The following is a 13963-nucleotide window of genomic DNA, read 5'->3' on the forward strand; positions in this document are numbered from 1 at the left end:
GGGCGGCGCGGGTGCTCGCGGGTCCGTCCCCGCCCCCCCGCCACTACACGCTGCTACCGGTAGACGCGCCCCGCCCCCCCCCCGGGGGGCGCCGGGCCCCCCCCCCCCCCCCCGGGCGGCGCCGTTCTCCGGCCCGTACGGTCAGGTTCCGTCGCGGTCCCCGTCCTCGACGACGTGCATCGCGGCCTCCTCCGCGCCGGCCGCCCCGCCGTCGACGCCGACGTCCTCGGCGACGGTCTCCTTCGTGGTGTCGGCGCGGGCGCCCTCGTCGGGGGCGACCAGCCGTCCGGCGCGGCCGGCGCCGGCCTCCGGGTCCACCGGCTCGCCCTCACCGCCGGGCAGGTCGCCCACCGTGTCCCCGGCCGGCTCGGCCGCGTCTGGCACCTCCTGGGCGAGCCGCTGGTCGAGGCTCTCGCCCTCGTGCTGCTCACCGGCCGTGGTGCCGTACTTGGTCACCCCGAGCGGCTTCTCCGGCGGGGAGTATCCCTCGTCGAGGGTCTCGTCGTAGGTCCGCTCGCCGAGCGCGTCCTCCATGTCGAGGGGTGCGGCGTCCGCCTGCTCCTCGTTGTTCCCGGTGGGCTGGTACGCGTCGTCCCCCATCGGTTCGGTGCCCATGGGCTGCCTCCCTGTCACGCTGCGTCGGCTCGTTCGTCCGGTGTCAGGTCCGCGTTTCCCGTCACGCGATCTCTAACCTCGTGCTCCGGGTCCTGGCGCCGGGGCGATACGGGCCTCGAGCTCGCCGATCCGGTGGACGGGCCAGGACCGGGCGTACCCGGGCGGGGTGCCGTCCGGGCCGGTGAGGGCGGCGACCGGGACGCGGTCCGCGGTGCGCAGGATCTCGCCGGCCGTGGTGCTCTCGTTGTTCCCCGCGATCGCGCCGGAGGAGCAGCCGGTGTAGTAGCCGATGGGAATCGCCTCGAAGCCGGTGACCAGGCAGGGCGGGCGGACGCCGAGCCGGTGCAGGGCGGCGGCCGTGCCGGCCCAGTCACGGCGGCTGTCGGCGGTGCGGTCCACGGTGTACACGAGGACAGTCAGCTGCGCCGTCAGATGCCCGGCCAGTGCGAGTACGGCCAGGGCCCTGACCGCCGGCCGCCACCTTCCGCGCGGTGCCGTGACCAGGTGCCACAGCGCGTCCGCGACGGGGATCGCGAGCAGCGCGTAGGCGGGCTGGAGAAAGCGGGGTGCCGCGTAGGCGATCAGGAAGAGGTACGGCAGTGCGGCGGTCGTGGCGCAGGCCAGCGGCAGCAGGGTGCGCAGGGTACGGCGGGCCCGCACGGCGACGGCCAGGGCGAGGACGGCGAGCAGCGGCAGGGCGAACCACCACAGGGTGATCACCGGGTGGGGCATCGATCCGGTGCACGGGCGGCACAGGGCGCGTCCGCCGAGGCTGCGCAACTGGTCGTCGACGGCGATGTGCCAGCCCAGGCCGCCCTGGATGCGGGAGGCCTCCTCCAACCGCTCCCCCAATCCGCCGAAGGCGGTGTACGCCTCGATCACCCAGGGGACCGCGCCCGCCAGCAGACCGCCGGTGAGGGCCAGGAGGGCCCGCCAGTGCCGGCCGGCGAGGGTGAGGGCCAGCAGGGGGACGGTCACCCAGACGGCGTCGGTGGGCCGCATCCACGCCATCAGCGCGGCCCCGGCCACCACTCCCCACAGCGGTCCGCCGGACGCGGGGTCCGCGCGGTGGCGCAGGAAGCAGCCGACGGCGGTCAGCGCGCCGACGGCGACCCAGTAGTTGGGCATGGCCTGGGGGCCGTAGAAGAGCGTCACCCACAGGGAGGCGAAGAAGGCGCCGGCGGTGACCAGGACGCGGGTGGGGAACAGACCGCGCCAGGCACGCAGGGCCAGGAAGAGACCGAGGCCGGAGAGGACGGCCAGGTGGACGCGGAGCAGGACGGTGGAATCGGACCAGGAGGCGACGGGCGCCACCAGCAGGGACACGCCCCGGGAGCGGGGTGCGCTGAAGAAGGCGGCCGGGTGGTGGGAGGTGACCTGGCTGGTGTAGACGATCTCGTCCCAGCCCAGGCCCAGCCCGGGACGGACCAGGGCGAGTTGGGCGAGTGCGAAGACGGCGGCGAGCACCGCGAGCGGGCGGGCGTCGCCGCGCGGTGGGTGGCCCGGCCCCGGCCGCCGCACGCGCCGCCGCGTCCGGGTGAGCAGTGCACCGGTGCCGTCGGTCATCGTCCGTCCCTCACTCCGCCCTCAGGGGCCCTGGGTCCACGGGTCCTGTGCAGTGGAGGACGGGTTCCAGGAAATCGGCGTTCCGGAGATCACCGACAAACTAACCCGCGTGCGCCGGGGCCGCAGGGCGGGAGCGGGCCACCGTCCAGGTCAGCGTGGGTGCGGGCGGCGGCGCGGTGGCTGCTCGGGGGCCGGCCGCGGCCCGAGCGGCGGAACGGGGCGTTCGGCGGGGGCGTCCTCCCGCACGGTCAGTTCGTCGCCGTGGTGACGGATGGTCAGCGGCGGTCCGGAGCGGAGCGTGTACGTGGTCCGGTCCGCGGTGACCTCCACGCGCAGGCACCGGCCGAGGAACCGCAGGGTGAAGGCGAGGCGGCGCAGCCGCGGCGGCAGCCGGGGGGTGAAGCGGAGGCCGCCGTCGTCCCAGCGCATGCCGCCGAACCCGGCGACCAGGGCGGTCCAGGTACCGGCCAGGGAGGCGATGTGGAGTCCGTCGCGGGTGTTGTGCTCCAGGTCGGCGAGGTCCATCAGGGCGGCCTCGGCGGTGTAGGCGTGGGCGAGGTCGAGGTGGCCGGTGCGGGCGGCGAGGACCGCCTGGACGCAGGCCGACAAGGAGGAGTCCCGTACGGTCAGCGGCTCGTAGTAGGCGAAGTTGCGGGCGATCTGCTCCTCGCCGAAGACCTCCTCGAAGTAACCGGCGCAGGTGTGCATCGCCAGCACCAGGTCCGCCTGTTTGATCACCTGTTTGCGGTAGAGGTCGAAGTAGGGGAAGTGCAGCATCAGCGGGTACTGGTCGGCGCGGGTGCCGGCGAAGTCCCAGCGCTGGTAGCGGGTGAAGCCGGCGTGCTGTTCGTGCACACCGAGTTCGTCGTTGTAGGGCAGGTGCACGGCTTCGGCGGCGTCCCGCCAGCCGGCGCTCTCCTCCTCGTCGACGCCGAGGTCCGCCGCCCGGTCGGGGTGGCGTTTGCAGGCGTCGGCGGCGGCCAGCAGGTTCGCCCGGGCCATGAGGTTGGTGTACGTGTTGTCGTCGGCGACGGCGCTGTACTCGTCGGGTCCGGTGACCCCGTCGAGGTGGAAGACGCCCCGGTCGTCGTGGTGGCCGAGGGAGCGCCAGAGGCGGGCGGTCTCCACCAGCAGTTCCACGCCGGTGTCGTGTTCGAAGCGCTCGTCTCCGGTCGCCTGGACGTAGCGCACCACGGCGTCGGCGATGTCGGCGTTGACGTGGAAGGCGGCGGTGCCGGCCGGCCAGTAGGCGGAGCCCTCAGAACCCTCGATGGTGCGCCAGGGGAACGCGGCGCCTCGCAGGCCGAGTTGGGTGGCGCGTTCGCGGGCGACGGGCAGGGTGGTCTGCCGCCAGCGCAGGGCCTCGGCGGCGGCGTCCGGCGCGGTGCAGATCAGCAGGGGCAGGACGAACACCTCGGTGTCCCAGAAGGCGTGACCGTCGTAGCCGGAACCGGTCAGTCCCTTGGCGGGTATCGCGCGCCGTTCGGCGCGGGCCCCGGCCTGGAGGACGTGGAAGAGGGCGAAGCGGACAGCCTGCTGGATCTCCTCGTCGCCGTCGACCTCGACGTCGGCGCGGGCCCAGAAGTCGTCGAGGTGGGCACGCTGTTCGTCGAGGAGGCCCTGCCAGCCGCTGTGCGCGGCGGCGGCCAGTGCCGCCTCCACCTGGTCGCTCATCGCGGGCCGGGAGCGGGCGCCGGACCAGCCGTGGGCGACGAGTTTCTCCACGCGCAGCCGCTGTCCCGGCTCCAGGACGGAGGTGATGGTGAGCCTGGCCATGTCGACGTTGCTCTCGGTGCCGGTGGTGGTGCTCTCGGGGCCGTCGATGACGTGGTCGGCGGCGACCGCGACCCGCAGACCGCTGCGGCGGGTGCGGTGCACCAAACGCAGCCGGTGGTCCTTGGCGAGGTCCTCCTCGGCCTCCAGCGGGGACTTGAGGGCGCGGGCGGCGCGCGGGTCGCCGTCGGGGCCCGGCAGGCTCTCGTTGGTGACGAGTTCGGACTGCACGACCACACGCGTACGGGCGTCCACGGGCTCGACCTCGTAGGCGACGGCGGCGACGGCCCGCTGGGTGAGGGAGACCAGCCGGGTGGAGCGCACCCGGACCGTGGACCCGGCCGGGGAGGTCCACTCACACACTCGCTCGAGGACGCCCCGGCGCAGGTCGAGGGTCCGTTCGTGGCTGACGAGGCGTCCGTAGCGCAGGTCGAACGGTTCGTCGTCGACGAGCAGCCGGATCACCTTGCCGTTGGTGACGTTGATGACGGTCTGGCCCGACTCCGGGTAGCCGTAGCCGGCCTCGGCGTAGGGCAGCGGGTGCAGTTCGTGGACGCCGTTGAGGTAGGCGCCGGGCAGGCCGTGGGGTTCGCCCTCGTCGAGGTTTCCGCGCCAGCCGACATGGCCGTTGGACAGCGCGAACACCGACTCGCTCTGGGCCAGGACGTCCAGGTCCAGGCTGTGTTCGCGCACGGTCCACGGTTCGACGGCGTACGCCCGCTGTGTGATCACTTCGCTCCCCCGAGTTCGGCCAGGTCCGTCACGACCCGGTCGGCGCCGTGTGCGTACAGGGCGCCGGTCTGTCCCACCCGGTCCACACCGACGACGTATCCGAAGTGCCCCGCGCGGCCCGCGTCCATGCCGGCCAGCGCGTCCTCGAACACGGCGGCCCGGGACGGTTCGACGCCGAGGTCGGCCGCGGCGGCGAGGAAGGTGTCGGGCTCCGGCTTCCCGGGCAGCCCGCGTTCGGCGGCGACCACGCCGTCGATCCGTACGTCGAAGAGGTCCTCGGCGTCGATGGAGCGCAGGACGTCACGGCAGTTGGCGCTGGAGGACACGATCGCGGTGCGCAGTCCGCGGGCGCGGACCGCCGTCAGATAGCGCAGGGTGCCGTCGTAGGCCGCCACGCCGTCGGTACGGATCCTGGCGAGCAGCAGTTCGTTCTTGCGGTTGCCGAGGCCGTGCACGGTGCGGGCGTCGGGCGGGTCGCCGGGGCCGCCCTCGGGCAGCCGGATGTCGCGGGAGGCGAGGAAGGTGCGGACGCCGTCGGCGCGGGGGCGGCCGTCGACGTACTCGCCGTAGTCGGCGTCGCCGAAGGGCCGGAAGGCGTCGCCGTCCCGTTCGCGGAGGAAGTCGTCGAACATCTCCTTCCAGGCGGCCGCGTGGACGACGGCCGTCTTCGTCACGACCCCGTCGAGGTCGAAGAGGCAGGCGAGGATGTCATCGGGCAGACCCAGATCCGTCATAGGGGACACCGTTCCCCGTACGGTGCGGATCAGTGGGTGGCGCGGGCCACATGGCGGCAGGACGCCCGCTTCCCAGGTGACACACTCTCCCCTGTGGCGCCCTCCTTCGACGAGCTTCTCCGGCGTGCCCGTGCCCTCCCACGAGGCGGCCGGCGCGCGATCCTCGGTATCGCCGGCAGTCCGGGCGCGGGCAAGTCGACGCTTGCGGAGCGACTGGTGCGGGAGCTGAACGGCGGCGGCCGGCCGTGGGTCGCGCACGTCCCGATGGACGGTTTCCACCTCGCCGACGCCGAACTGGACCGGCTCGGCCGCCGAAACCGCAAGGGCGCCCCGGACACCTTCGACGCGGCCGGCTACGCGGCACTGCTGCGGCGGCTTCGCGAGGAGGCGTACGACGACGTCGTGTACGCCCCGGGTTTCGAGCGGACGCTGGAGCAGCCGGTCGCGGGCGCGCTGCCGGTGCCGCCGTCGGCCCGGCTGGTGGTGACGGAGGGCAACTACCTGCTGCTGGAGTCCGGCGCCTGGGCGCGGGTGCGGCCGCAGCTCGACGAGGTGTGGTTCTGCGAGCTGGACGAGGAGGAACGGCTGCGGCGGCTGATCGCCCGGCACATGGAGTTCGGCAAGAGCCGTGCGGAGGCGGTGTCCTGGGTCGAGCGCAGTGATCAGCGCAACGCCGGGCTGGTCGCGTCGACGCGGGAGCGGGCCGATCTGGTGGTCCGGTCCCCGGGACGGGGTGGACGGGGTGCGGCCCGGTGACGCAGGCTCTCGTACCGTGATCAGAGAAGCCACCGTGCACGACGTCCCCGAGATCCACGCGATGATCCGTGAACTCGCCGCCTACGAGAAGGCCGCCGGCCAGGCCCGCGCCACCGAGGGGCAGTTGCGGGCGGCGCTGTTCGGCGAGGATCCCGCCGCCTCCGTGCTGATCGCCGAGGACGACGGCACCGGCGGCGTCGTGGGGTTCGCGCTGTGGTTTCCGCGCTTCTCGACCTGGACCGGCACGCGGGGGATGCATCTGGAGGACCTCTACGTCCGCCCGGGCACCCGGGGCGCCGGCCACGGCAGGGCGCTGCTGGCCGGGCTCGCGGCGATCTGCCGGGAGCGGGGGTTCGAGCGCTTCGAGTGGGTCGTGCTGGACTGGAACGCGCCGGCGATCGCGTTCTACGAGTCGCTCGGCGCGGAGCCGCTGAGGGAGTGGACGGTGTGCCGGCTGACGGGCGCCCCGCTGGAGGAACTCGCCGCACGGGCGGTTCCCGCGGTGGACTGAGGGGTGTCGGCGACGGACCTCACGACGGCGGGCGTACGTCGGTCCGGCCGACGGGGTCACGGACTGCGGTGAGCGTGATCGCGGGACCGCCGCGGCAGTTGGCGGTGGCGACGGTGACCGACGCCGTGCGGCGGACTCCCACTCGCATCCCTGATACCGAAGTCGAGGGCGGTCAGGGCGCGTTGCGGCGACATCCGCTGAACGGGTCGGCAGCGTCCGGTGTTCCGGGCCCGCCCGCGTCTCTGCCCGCGAACTGCCCGATGCTGCGGGCGTGTTCACCATGCCGGCGCTGCGACACGTCTGCGTGATCGTCCGCGGCTCCCTCAGCGGCGGCCGGTGTCGTGGGCTACCGGGTCTGCTCCCCCGCGCGCTGGAAGGCGTCCGCGCTGACGTGCGGCATGACGGTGCTCGCCACGCGGTAGCGGCCGCCCGGGACTTCGGCGGAGCGGCGGACGTGGACCGCGAGCGGGCCCGCCCATTCGTAGCCGTGGCGTGCGGCGTGCCGGACGAGGCGGTCGGTGAGGGCCTGCCCCACCCCGCCGCCGTGGCGCGACAGTTCGTCGTGCACCGGACCGGCGAGTTCGACGTCGTAGGCGTTGGGGACCATGACCCGGCCGGCCCCGCACACCACGGCGTGGCTGTCGCACTCGCGGCGCAGGGCGTCGACGAGTTCGACCGGTTCCCGGTCGAACAGCCGTGCCCGCAGCGCTTCCCACCGGTTCTCCAAAGCGTCTTCCAGCGCGCTCAGGGCGCTCATATGTGTCACCTGTCCGATTCGGTCCGGCGTTCCTCGAAGTCGTCGGGCTTGATCTCCACTTCCTCCAGCGCCTCGCGCAGGGTGCGGCCGGTGCCGCCGCGGGCGCGGGCCTCGCTGTCGTCGTGCCGCTCCACGACGCGGTCGGTGTCGCGGGTCTTCGGCCGGTTCTCCTCGGGGACGGTCATGTCCGGTGGCTCCTGGTGTGTCATGGGTTCGTGTTCGCCGGTACGACGGGTGCCCGCCGACGGCGCGTATATCCCCGCCGATGCGATGCGGTGTGCTCCGCGGAGCGGACCGGCCACCGGGGCGGGTGGGCTATGTTGAATCCTCGTGGGAGACGAAGGAGGCACACCGGTGCGATCGCCGCAGCAGGCACGCGCACAGGCATCCACCATCACCTCGGGGAAGACGGGCCGGGATCCGGAGGTGTCTCCGACGGCCCAGCTCCGCACGCTGTTCGACCGGCCCCGGCTCTCCCCCGGGCAGCGCCGCATCGCCCAGTATCTGATCGAGCACATCGCCGAGGCGGCGTTCCTGTCGATCACGGATCTCGCGGACCGGGTCGGGGTGAGTCAGCCCTCGGTGACCCGGTTCGCCTCGGCGGTGGGCTTCAGCGGTTACCCGGCGCTGCGGGAGCGGCTGCAGTCGATCACGCTCGGCGCCCGCTCCGCCGGCGACGCCGAGGAGGACCGGGGCAACGAACTGCAGGCGGCGGTCGACGCCGAGATCGAGAATCTGGAGAACCTGCGGCGGGACTTCGCCGACGCCGACCGGTTCATCGAGGTCGGCCGCCGGCTGGCCGCGTCCACTCCGCTCACCGTCCTCGGTCTGCGCATCTCCGTCTCGCTGGCCGAGTACTTCGCCTACGCCGCGCGTCGCGTCCACCCGGACGTGCGGCTCGTGACACTGGGCGGCAGCGTCGCCTACGACGCACTGCTGCAGTCACGGGAGGCGGGCGGCACCTGGGTGCTGGCGTTCTCCATGCCCCGGCACGCCCAGGAGACCCTCACGGCGGTGCGGGTCGCCCGCAGTGCCGGGCTGAAGGTCGCACTGATCACCGATCTGGCGCTGGGCCCGCTCGCGGACGAGGCCGACGTCACCTTCGCCACCGGCACCGGATCGCGGCTGGTGTTCGACTCCTACGCCGCTCCCGGCGTGATGTGCGCGGCGCTGCTGCAGGCCATGACGGACGCCGACCCGGAGCGTACGCAGGCCCGGCTCGACGAGTACGAGCACGTCGCCGACGAGCACCACTTCTTCCTCCGGGACTGACCCCCGTCCGGGGCCGGTTGCCGTTCCGCCCTTTGAAGCGCGCATGAATGTTTTCATACGTCTTGAAAAGCAGACGGCATATATAAATACTGCTCACGGATCACAGCCCGGCCGCTCAGCACCGGGCGTCCACGAGCACCCGCGGCCGTCGGCTCCTACCCGCACCGGCGGCGAGGGTGTTCCGGCCGGGCGTTCCAGCCCGGCCACCCCGTGGCGGGCCGCCCCGCGCCCCCCCCCCGGGGCGCCCCCCCCCCCCCCCCCCCCCCCCGCGCCCGGCACCCCCCGGCCAATTCAAAAACCCCGGCCACACCCGCCCCGGCCCCCCGGGGCTCCCCCCCCCCCCGCGGGCGGGGGCCCCCCCCCCCCCCGGGGGGGGTGGGGGGCCGGGGGGGGGGCCCCCCCCGCCCCCCCCGGGGCCCCCCCGCCCCCCCCCGCGGCGGGGCCCGCCCCACACCGTCGTCCACCCCTGCGACGCCGTACACCCGGAGCGATGATCATGCCCCTGACGACCACGCGCCTCGGCCCCGACTGGCCCTGCCAGGTGAAGACCCCCGGCAGCTACGACTGGGAACGCTCGGCCGCCAAGTGGCTGCGCGAACTGGTTCCCGCGCGCTACGCCGGCTACCCGGCGTTCATCCGGCATCCCGTCCTGCTGGCCCGGCACGCCCAGATCCAGGTCGAGCACGAGATCCGGGTGGCCCGCACCGCCCTGCAGACCGCCCGCGCCGATCTGCCCCGGGCCGGACTGCACGAGACGGTCATCGAGCACACGATCAAGCTGTACGCGGCCGAGATCGCGCAGCTCCAGCACATCGCCCGCAGCGTACGGGCGGTCGCCCTGGCGCTGGCCGGGTCCGGCCGCTGACCGCCACCCCCCGCCGAGCGGGCCAGGCACCCCTCCCCCGGCCACGGCCGCTCACCGCGATCGTACGAACCAGCCGGTCAACGAACCGCGGGAGGTGTGCGATGCTCAGGGCGTGATGAGGGAGCCCGTCGCCCCGGTGGGGTCCGGAGCCGCGCCGGACCTGGTGGAACTCGCCGGTATCGTCGCCCGGCAGCGTGCCGAGCTGGACCGGTTGCGTGAGCAGGCCGCGACGGCGGCCGTCGTGGAGCGTGCCAAGGGCGTCGTGATGGCGCGGACCGGCGGCTCCGCGGACACCGCCGGCGAGGAACTGCTCCGGCGCGCCGAGGCGGGCCGCCGCACCCTGCTCGAGCAATGCCGTATCACCCTGGGCGAGGGGGACTCCGGGGACACCACCGCCGATTCCCCTGCGGAGCCCACGCTTCCCGACGCCCCGAGCCGGCCCGCCCCGGCCCTCGCGCAGAGCCGTTCGCCCCAGGAGCTGGCCCGCTGCCTGCTGGCCCACCTCGGACCGGAGCTGGCCGCGGACTCGGTGATGATCTACGCCCGGCGGGACGACGGCAACCTGGAACTGCTCGGGCACGCCGGGATCGACGCCCGGCTCGCCGCCCGGTGGCGCCAAGTGCCGCCGTTCGACGGGGCCGAGGTGCCCGACGCCCCCGCCGCCGGTGAACCGCGCCGGCCGGAGGACCTCGCCGAGGACGGCACGCGCTGTCCGCCGATCGGGGAGCCGCCCGGGCACGGGTGGTCCCACGCCTGGCTGCCACTGCCCGGCGGCGACGGCCCCGACATCCGCGTCGGTGTGCTGCGCGGCCGCCCCGGCCCCTTCACCCCGCGCGAGCGCGACCGGCTGCGCGAGGCCGTCCGGCTGTGCGCGGAGCGGCGGTGCGGCTTCACCGCCCCGCCGGAGCCGGCCGCCGGGACGCTCCCGGACACCCTGCGGGCGCTGTTCGCCGCGCTGCCGGTGCCGGCGATGCTGCTGACCCCGGTCCGCGGCCCGGCCGGCGCGACCGAGGACTTCCGGGTCGACGCCGTGACGGCGCCGGGGGCCGACGTCCTGGGCGGCATCGGGGGCGACCCGGCCGGGCGGCGGCTGCGCGAGCTACGGCCCGACCTCGCGGACACCCCCGTGTGGCGGGGGTGTCTGGCCGCCCTGGCCGGCGGGGAACCGTACGAGAGCGAGCCGTTCGGCCTCCAGGAGATGGTGGACGGCGTCACCGAGCCGGCCACCACCTACGTCGTACGGGTGACCCGGCTGCGAAACTCGCTGGTCCTCGTCTGGGTCCGGCACCCCTCCTTCGACCGGCAGGAACAGCGGCTCGCCGATCTGCAGCGACTGGGCGATCTCGGCTGGGCCAACTGGAACCCGGCCGGCCACGAGGCGTCCTGGTCGCCCCAGGTCTTCGCGATCCTCGGCCGGGACCCCGCCGACGGGCCGGTCGGGCTCACCGGCCTTCCCGGACTCGCGGTGCCCGAGGACCGGCCCGCGCTGAGCCGGGCCGTCGACGCCCTGCTCCACGACGGGGTGCCGCTGGACGCCCCGTTCCGGGTGCGCGGCACGCGCGGTGTCCGGCATCTGCGGCTGGCCGCCGAGCTGCACGGCACGCCCGTCGAGGTGCACGGCTTCCTCCAGGACCTGACCGCGCGACGGCGGGCCGAACTCGCCCTGGTGGAGTCCGAGCGGGCCATCCTCACCCAGCACGACGTGCTCCAGGCCGAGCGGACCCTGCTCGCCCGGCTGCAGAACGCGCTGCTGCCGCTGCCCCAGCGGGCGGTGGATCTGGCCGGGCTGCGCGTCGAGGTCGCCTATCTTCCCGCCCAGGCCGGCATACACGTCGGCGGCGACTGGTTCAGCGCCATAGAACTCCCCGACGGCGACGCCCTGTTCGTCGTCGGGGATGTCGCGGGGCACGGGGTGGGCGCCGTCGCCACCATGGCCCAGCTGCGGTTCACCGCCAAGGGCATGGTCATCACCGGCTCCTCGCTGACCGGCGCGCTCGCCCGGCTCAACACCTTGCTGCTGCACTCCCGGGACAGCCACGGCACCGCGACCATGGTGCTGGCCCGCTACGAGCCCGCGCGGCGGCGCCTGGTGTGGGCGCAGGCGGGACACCTCCCGCCGCTGCTGCTGCGCGACGGCGAGGTGACGTATCTGCGCCGGCCCCGCGGCATGCTGCTCGGCGGGGCCGCGTCGCCGCACTTCGAAGAGGCCGAGTGCCGTCTCGAACCGGGCGACCGGGTGCTGCTGTACACGGACGGTCTCGTGGAACGTCCGCCGGAGAACATCGACGTGGGCCTGGCACGGCTCGCCGCGGCGGTGGCGGCGCACCCCGGTGACGGGAACGGATTCCTGGGCCGGCTGCTGGAGACGATGCTGGAGGGCGAACGCCGCGACGACGTGTGCCTACTGGACATCCGGGTGCCGGGGCAGCGGTAGTCCACCGGGCTCACCAGGACACGCGTCCCCTGGGGGACACCCGCGTGCCGGGGCCGCGGTGGGCACCGGGCCCGCCGGGGCGTCCGCGTGCCGACGCGGCCCCGTGGTCACCGGTCAGCCCGGAGGAACGGCGGGACGGCCGCGGCCGACGGGGAACCGGGTGCCGTGACCACCTCCGTCACCGGTCAGCCGGCGGGCTCTCCGGTGCGGGATTCCAGGGCGAGGCGGGTGTCGTCGCCGTAGACGCCGGTCTCGTCACCGCGGATGCCGTACCAGAGCTGGAAGCGGGCGACGGCGGCCGAGAGGGTGGCGTCGTAGCGGCCGTCGGTGGCACCGGACCGGTAGACGTCGGGGACGCGCAGCAGACGCTCCTGGAGTTCGGTCACCTCGGGGCCCGTGTCGCCCTCGCTCAGGAAGCCCGGTTCGGCGGGGGCGGCGGCCGGCGGGGTGGTGGTGACGGTGCTCGTGGACGGAGGCGGGACGGGTGCCGCGCGGTCGCCGGCGTTCCGTTCCATCAGCAGGAGGGCTCCGCCGAATCCGGCCACCGCCGCGGCGGCCACCGCGAGGGCGATGGCGGCGCGGCGGCGTACGGAGGGGCGGGGGCGGGCGGCCGGTACGGGCGGCAGTTCCTGTGTCAGGTCCTCGGAGCCGCGCGGCGGTGGCGGGGGCAGCGGCACGGACTCGTATCCGCCCCGGCCGTCCTGCTCGAACTCCCGGAACAGTTCCGCGAGTGCGTCGGTGCGGCGCGGACGCAGGACGCGGACGGGTTCGAGGGGTGGCCCGTCGTCCGGCCGCCCCGGTTCGGACGGTGTCGTCACGTCGCTCTCCTTCCGTTGCGCGCGGGGGAGTTGAGCCGTCTGCGCAGAGAGATACGTGACACAGGGGCCGGAGGTTCAGCCGGTGTGCAGGAAGCGGTGCAGGGACGCGGTCAGGGCGGAGAGGAACGCCTCGCGGGCCCGGTCGTCGAGGGCGTCGAGGGACAGATAGGGGTTGAGGTCCTCCAGTTCGACCAGCAGCAGTGCGCCGTCCGGCGCACGGCAGGCGTCGACGCGCTGGATGCCGTGGGCGAGGGTGTTCCACTCGATGAAGCCTCGAGCGAAGTCCAGGTCGTCCGGGGTGGGTTCGTACGGCACGAGCTGCCAGCGCCGCTCGGGGTGCGGGGCGTGGAGGGCGTACTGGAAGTCGTGGTCGACGAAGTAGAAGGAGACCTCGTAGGAGAAGTCGATGTACGGCTGCACGAGTACGTCGCCGTCGGCGACGGCGGACATCTCGTCGGCGGGGACGACGCGCAGCCCCATGGAGTCGGCGCCGAGTACGGGTTTCACCACGTACCGCTCGGCGTCGGGCAGGAGGCGCAGATCCGCCGGCCGGCCGACGGTGGGGATCACCGGGCGGCCGGCGGTGGTCAGGTCGAGCAGGTACCGCTTGCCGGCCATGTCGCCCCGGCCGGTGAGCGGGTTGTAGACCGGCTTGCCGGTCGCGGTGGCGCGCTCGCGGAAGGCGTCGTGCGCGTCCTGGTACCCCAGTACGGGACCGCTGTTGCGGACGATGACGGCGTCGAAACCGTCCATCAGCGCGGCGGCGTCCCGGGGATGGCACAGGGCGAGGTCGAGGTGCTCGCGCAGCCGGGAGGTGAGGAAGATGTCCTCGTCGCAGTAGCGGCGCCCGCGGGCCGGGTAGGCGAGGTCGGTGACGTACAGGACGCGGGGACGGGCGGGCCGCATGACGGGCTCCTCGGGGACGACGGTGCCACGATCATAGGATTGACCTGCCGGAAAGCCATGAGACGGTACCGAGTTCCGCCACGCTCCGCACTGCGTGCCAGGCAGGGTGTCCCGGTGCTCCCGGGATTCATGCGCAGTGCATCGGGCTTCAGCCTGGTGGTGAGGCGCATCGTGTGCCAGCGCGAGGAAACGCGAAGCCGCGGAAGCCCGCCCGATACCCGGGC

At 74.1% G+C, this 13963-nt stretch carries 14 protein-coding genes; 5 read left to right on the forward strand and 9 right to left on the reverse strand.

Features of this window, described 5'->3' with window-relative positions; translation table 11 throughout:
• Positions 1–141: 141 nt before the first annotated feature.
• The 4 genes from ACGFR9_RS26515 to ACGFR9_RS26530 all read right to left on the reverse strand — a co-directional run bounded on the left by ACGFR9_RS26515 (position 142) and on the right by ACGFR9_RS26530 (position 5420).
• Entirely contained in the window at positions 142–615 is a 474-nt protein-coding gene (locus ACGFR9_RS26515) for a DUF5709 domain-containing protein (RefSeq protein WP_393212823.1), read from the reverse strand.
• Positions 616–687: 72 nt separating this feature from the next.
• Entirely contained in the window at positions 688–2181 is a 1494-nt protein-coding gene (locus ACGFR9_RS26520) for a hypothetical protein (protein ID WP_393212825.1), read from the reverse strand.
• Positions 2182–2331: 150 nt separating this feature from the next.
• Positions 2332–4686, reverse strand: coding sequence for a glycoside hydrolase family 65 protein (locus tag ACGFR9_RS26525; RefSeq protein WP_393212827.1), 2355 nt, complete (start codon positions 4684–4686; stop codon positions 2332–2334).
• Entirely contained in the window at positions 4683–5420 is a 738-nt protein-coding gene (locus ACGFR9_RS26530) for a beta-phosphoglucomutase family hydrolase (RefSeq protein ID WP_393212829.1), read from the reverse strand. Before ACGFR9_RS26530 ends, ACGFR9_RS26525 begins: the two co-directional genes overlap by 4 nt.
• A gap of 93 nt (positions 5421–5513) precedes the next feature.
• Here ACGFR9_RS26530 and ACGFR9_RS26535 point away from each other — a divergent pair, with 93 nt between their 5' ends.
• Positions 5514–6176: a nucleoside/nucleotide kinase family protein gene (locus ACGFR9_RS26535; protein ID WP_393212831.1), complete on the forward strand. Its 663-nt coding sequence runs from the start codon at positions 5514–5516 to the stop codon at positions 6174–6176.
• Positions 6177–6192: 16 nt separating this feature from the next.
• Positions 6193–6687, forward strand: coding sequence for a GNAT family N-acetyltransferase (locus tag ACGFR9_RS26540; RefSeq protein ID WP_393212833.1), 495 nt, complete (start codon positions 6193–6195; stop codon positions 6685–6687).
• A gap of 19 nt (positions 6688–6706) precedes the next feature.
• Here the strand turns inward: ACGFR9_RS26540 and ACGFR9_RS26545 are convergent, their stop codons facing one another.
• From ACGFR9_RS26545 to ACGFR9_RS26555, 3 genes are all read right to left on the reverse strand, one after another.
• Complete coding sequence (locus ACGFR9_RS26545; protein WP_393212835.1) at positions 6707–6835, reverse strand: hypothetical protein; 129 nt, start codon at positions 6833–6835, stop codon at positions 6707–6709.
• A 198-nt stretch (positions 6836–7033) separates the two neighbouring features.
• Complete coding sequence (locus ACGFR9_RS26550; RefSeq protein ID WP_393212837.1) at positions 7034–7444, reverse strand: DUF3662 domain-containing protein; 411 nt, start codon at positions 7442–7444, stop codon at positions 7034–7036.
• 5 nt (positions 7445–7449) lie between these two features.
• Positions 7450–7629, reverse strand: a complete 180-nt coding sequence (locus ACGFR9_RS26555) for a hypothetical protein (protein WP_393212839.1) — start codon at positions 7627–7629, stop codon at positions 7450–7452.
• A gap of 169 nt (positions 7630–7798) precedes the next feature.
• Between ACGFR9_RS26555 and ACGFR9_RS26560 the strand changes: the two genes are divergently transcribed.
• From ACGFR9_RS26560 to ACGFR9_RS26570, 3 genes are all read left to right on the forward strand, one after another.
• Complete coding sequence (locus ACGFR9_RS26560) at positions 7799–8716, forward strand: MurR/RpiR family transcriptional regulator (protein WP_393212841.1); 918 nt, start codon at positions 7799–7801, stop codon at positions 8714–8716.
• A gap of 490 nt (positions 8717–9206) precedes the next feature.
• Positions 9207–9581, forward strand: a complete 375-nt coding sequence (locus ACGFR9_RS26565; protein ID WP_393212843.1) for a hypothetical protein — start codon at positions 9207–9209, stop codon at positions 9579–9581.
• A gap of 115 nt (positions 9582–9696) precedes the next feature.
• Positions 9697–12015 carry a SpoIIE family protein phosphatase gene (locus ACGFR9_RS26570; RefSeq protein ID WP_393213131.1) on the forward strand — a complete coding sequence of 773 codons (2319 nt, stop codon included), beginning with the start codon at positions 9697–9699 and terminating at the stop codon, positions 12013–12015.
• Between the two features lie 185 nt (positions 12016–12200).
• On the opposite strand, the gene ACGFR9_RS26575 is transcribed toward ACGFR9_RS26570, so the two are convergent.
• Both ACGFR9_RS26575 and ACGFR9_RS26580 read right to left on the reverse strand, forming a co-directional pair.
• Positions 12201–12833: a peptidoglycan-binding protein gene (locus ACGFR9_RS26575; RefSeq protein WP_393212845.1), complete on the reverse strand. Its 633-nt coding sequence runs from the start codon at positions 12831–12833 to the stop codon at positions 12201–12203.
• 75 nt (positions 12834–12908) lie between these two features.
• On the reverse strand, positions 12909–13739 hold the full coding sequence (locus tag ACGFR9_RS26580; RefSeq protein WP_393212847.1) for a hypothetical protein: 831 nt from the start codon (positions 13737–13739) through the stop codon (positions 12909–12911).
• Positions 13740–13963: the final 224 nt, after the last annotated feature.

Origin of the sequence: Streptomyces sp. NPDC048584, assembly GCF_043199595.1 — a bacterium.
GTDB lineage: Bacteria > Actinomycetota > Actinomycetes > Streptomycetales > Streptomycetaceae > Streptomyces > Streptomyces edwardsiae.

Coding starts and splice junctions, on each gene's coding strand:
- ACGFR9_RS26580 (WP_393212847.1), bottom strand. CDS start 13,739: ATGCGGCCCGCCCGTCCCCGCGTCCTGTACGTCACCGACCTCGCCTAC.
- ACGFR9_RS26565 (WP_393212843.1), top strand. CDS start 9,207: ATGATCATGCCCCTGACGACCACGCGCCTCGGCCCCGACTGGCCCTGC.
- ACGFR9_RS26530 (WP_393212829.1), bottom strand. CDS start 5,420: ATGACGGATCTGGGTCTGCCCGATGACATCCTCGCCTGCCTCTTCGAC.
- ACGFR9_RS26570 (WP_393213131.1), top strand. CDS start 9,697: ATGAGGGAGCCCGTCGCCCCGGTGGGGTCCGGAGCCGCGCCGGACCTG.
- ACGFR9_RS26550 (WP_393212837.1), bottom strand. CDS start 7,444: ATGAGCGCCCTGAGCGCGCTGGAAGACGCTTTGGAGAACCGGTGGGAA.
- ACGFR9_RS26555 (WP_393212839.1), bottom strand. CDS start 7,629: ATGACCGTCCCCGAGGAGAACCGGCCGAAGACCCGCGACACCGACCGC.
- ACGFR9_RS26520 (WP_393212825.1), bottom strand. CDS start 2,181: ATGACCGACGGCACCGGTGCACTGCTCACCCGGACGCGGCGGCGCGTG.
- ACGFR9_RS26545 (WP_393212835.1), bottom strand. CDS start 6,835: ATGCGAGTGGGAGTCCGCCGCACGGCGTCGGTCACCGTCGCCACCGCC.
- ACGFR9_RS26515 (WP_393212823.1), bottom strand. CDS start 615: ATGGGCACCGAACCGATGGGGGACGACGCGTACCAGCCCACCGGGAAC.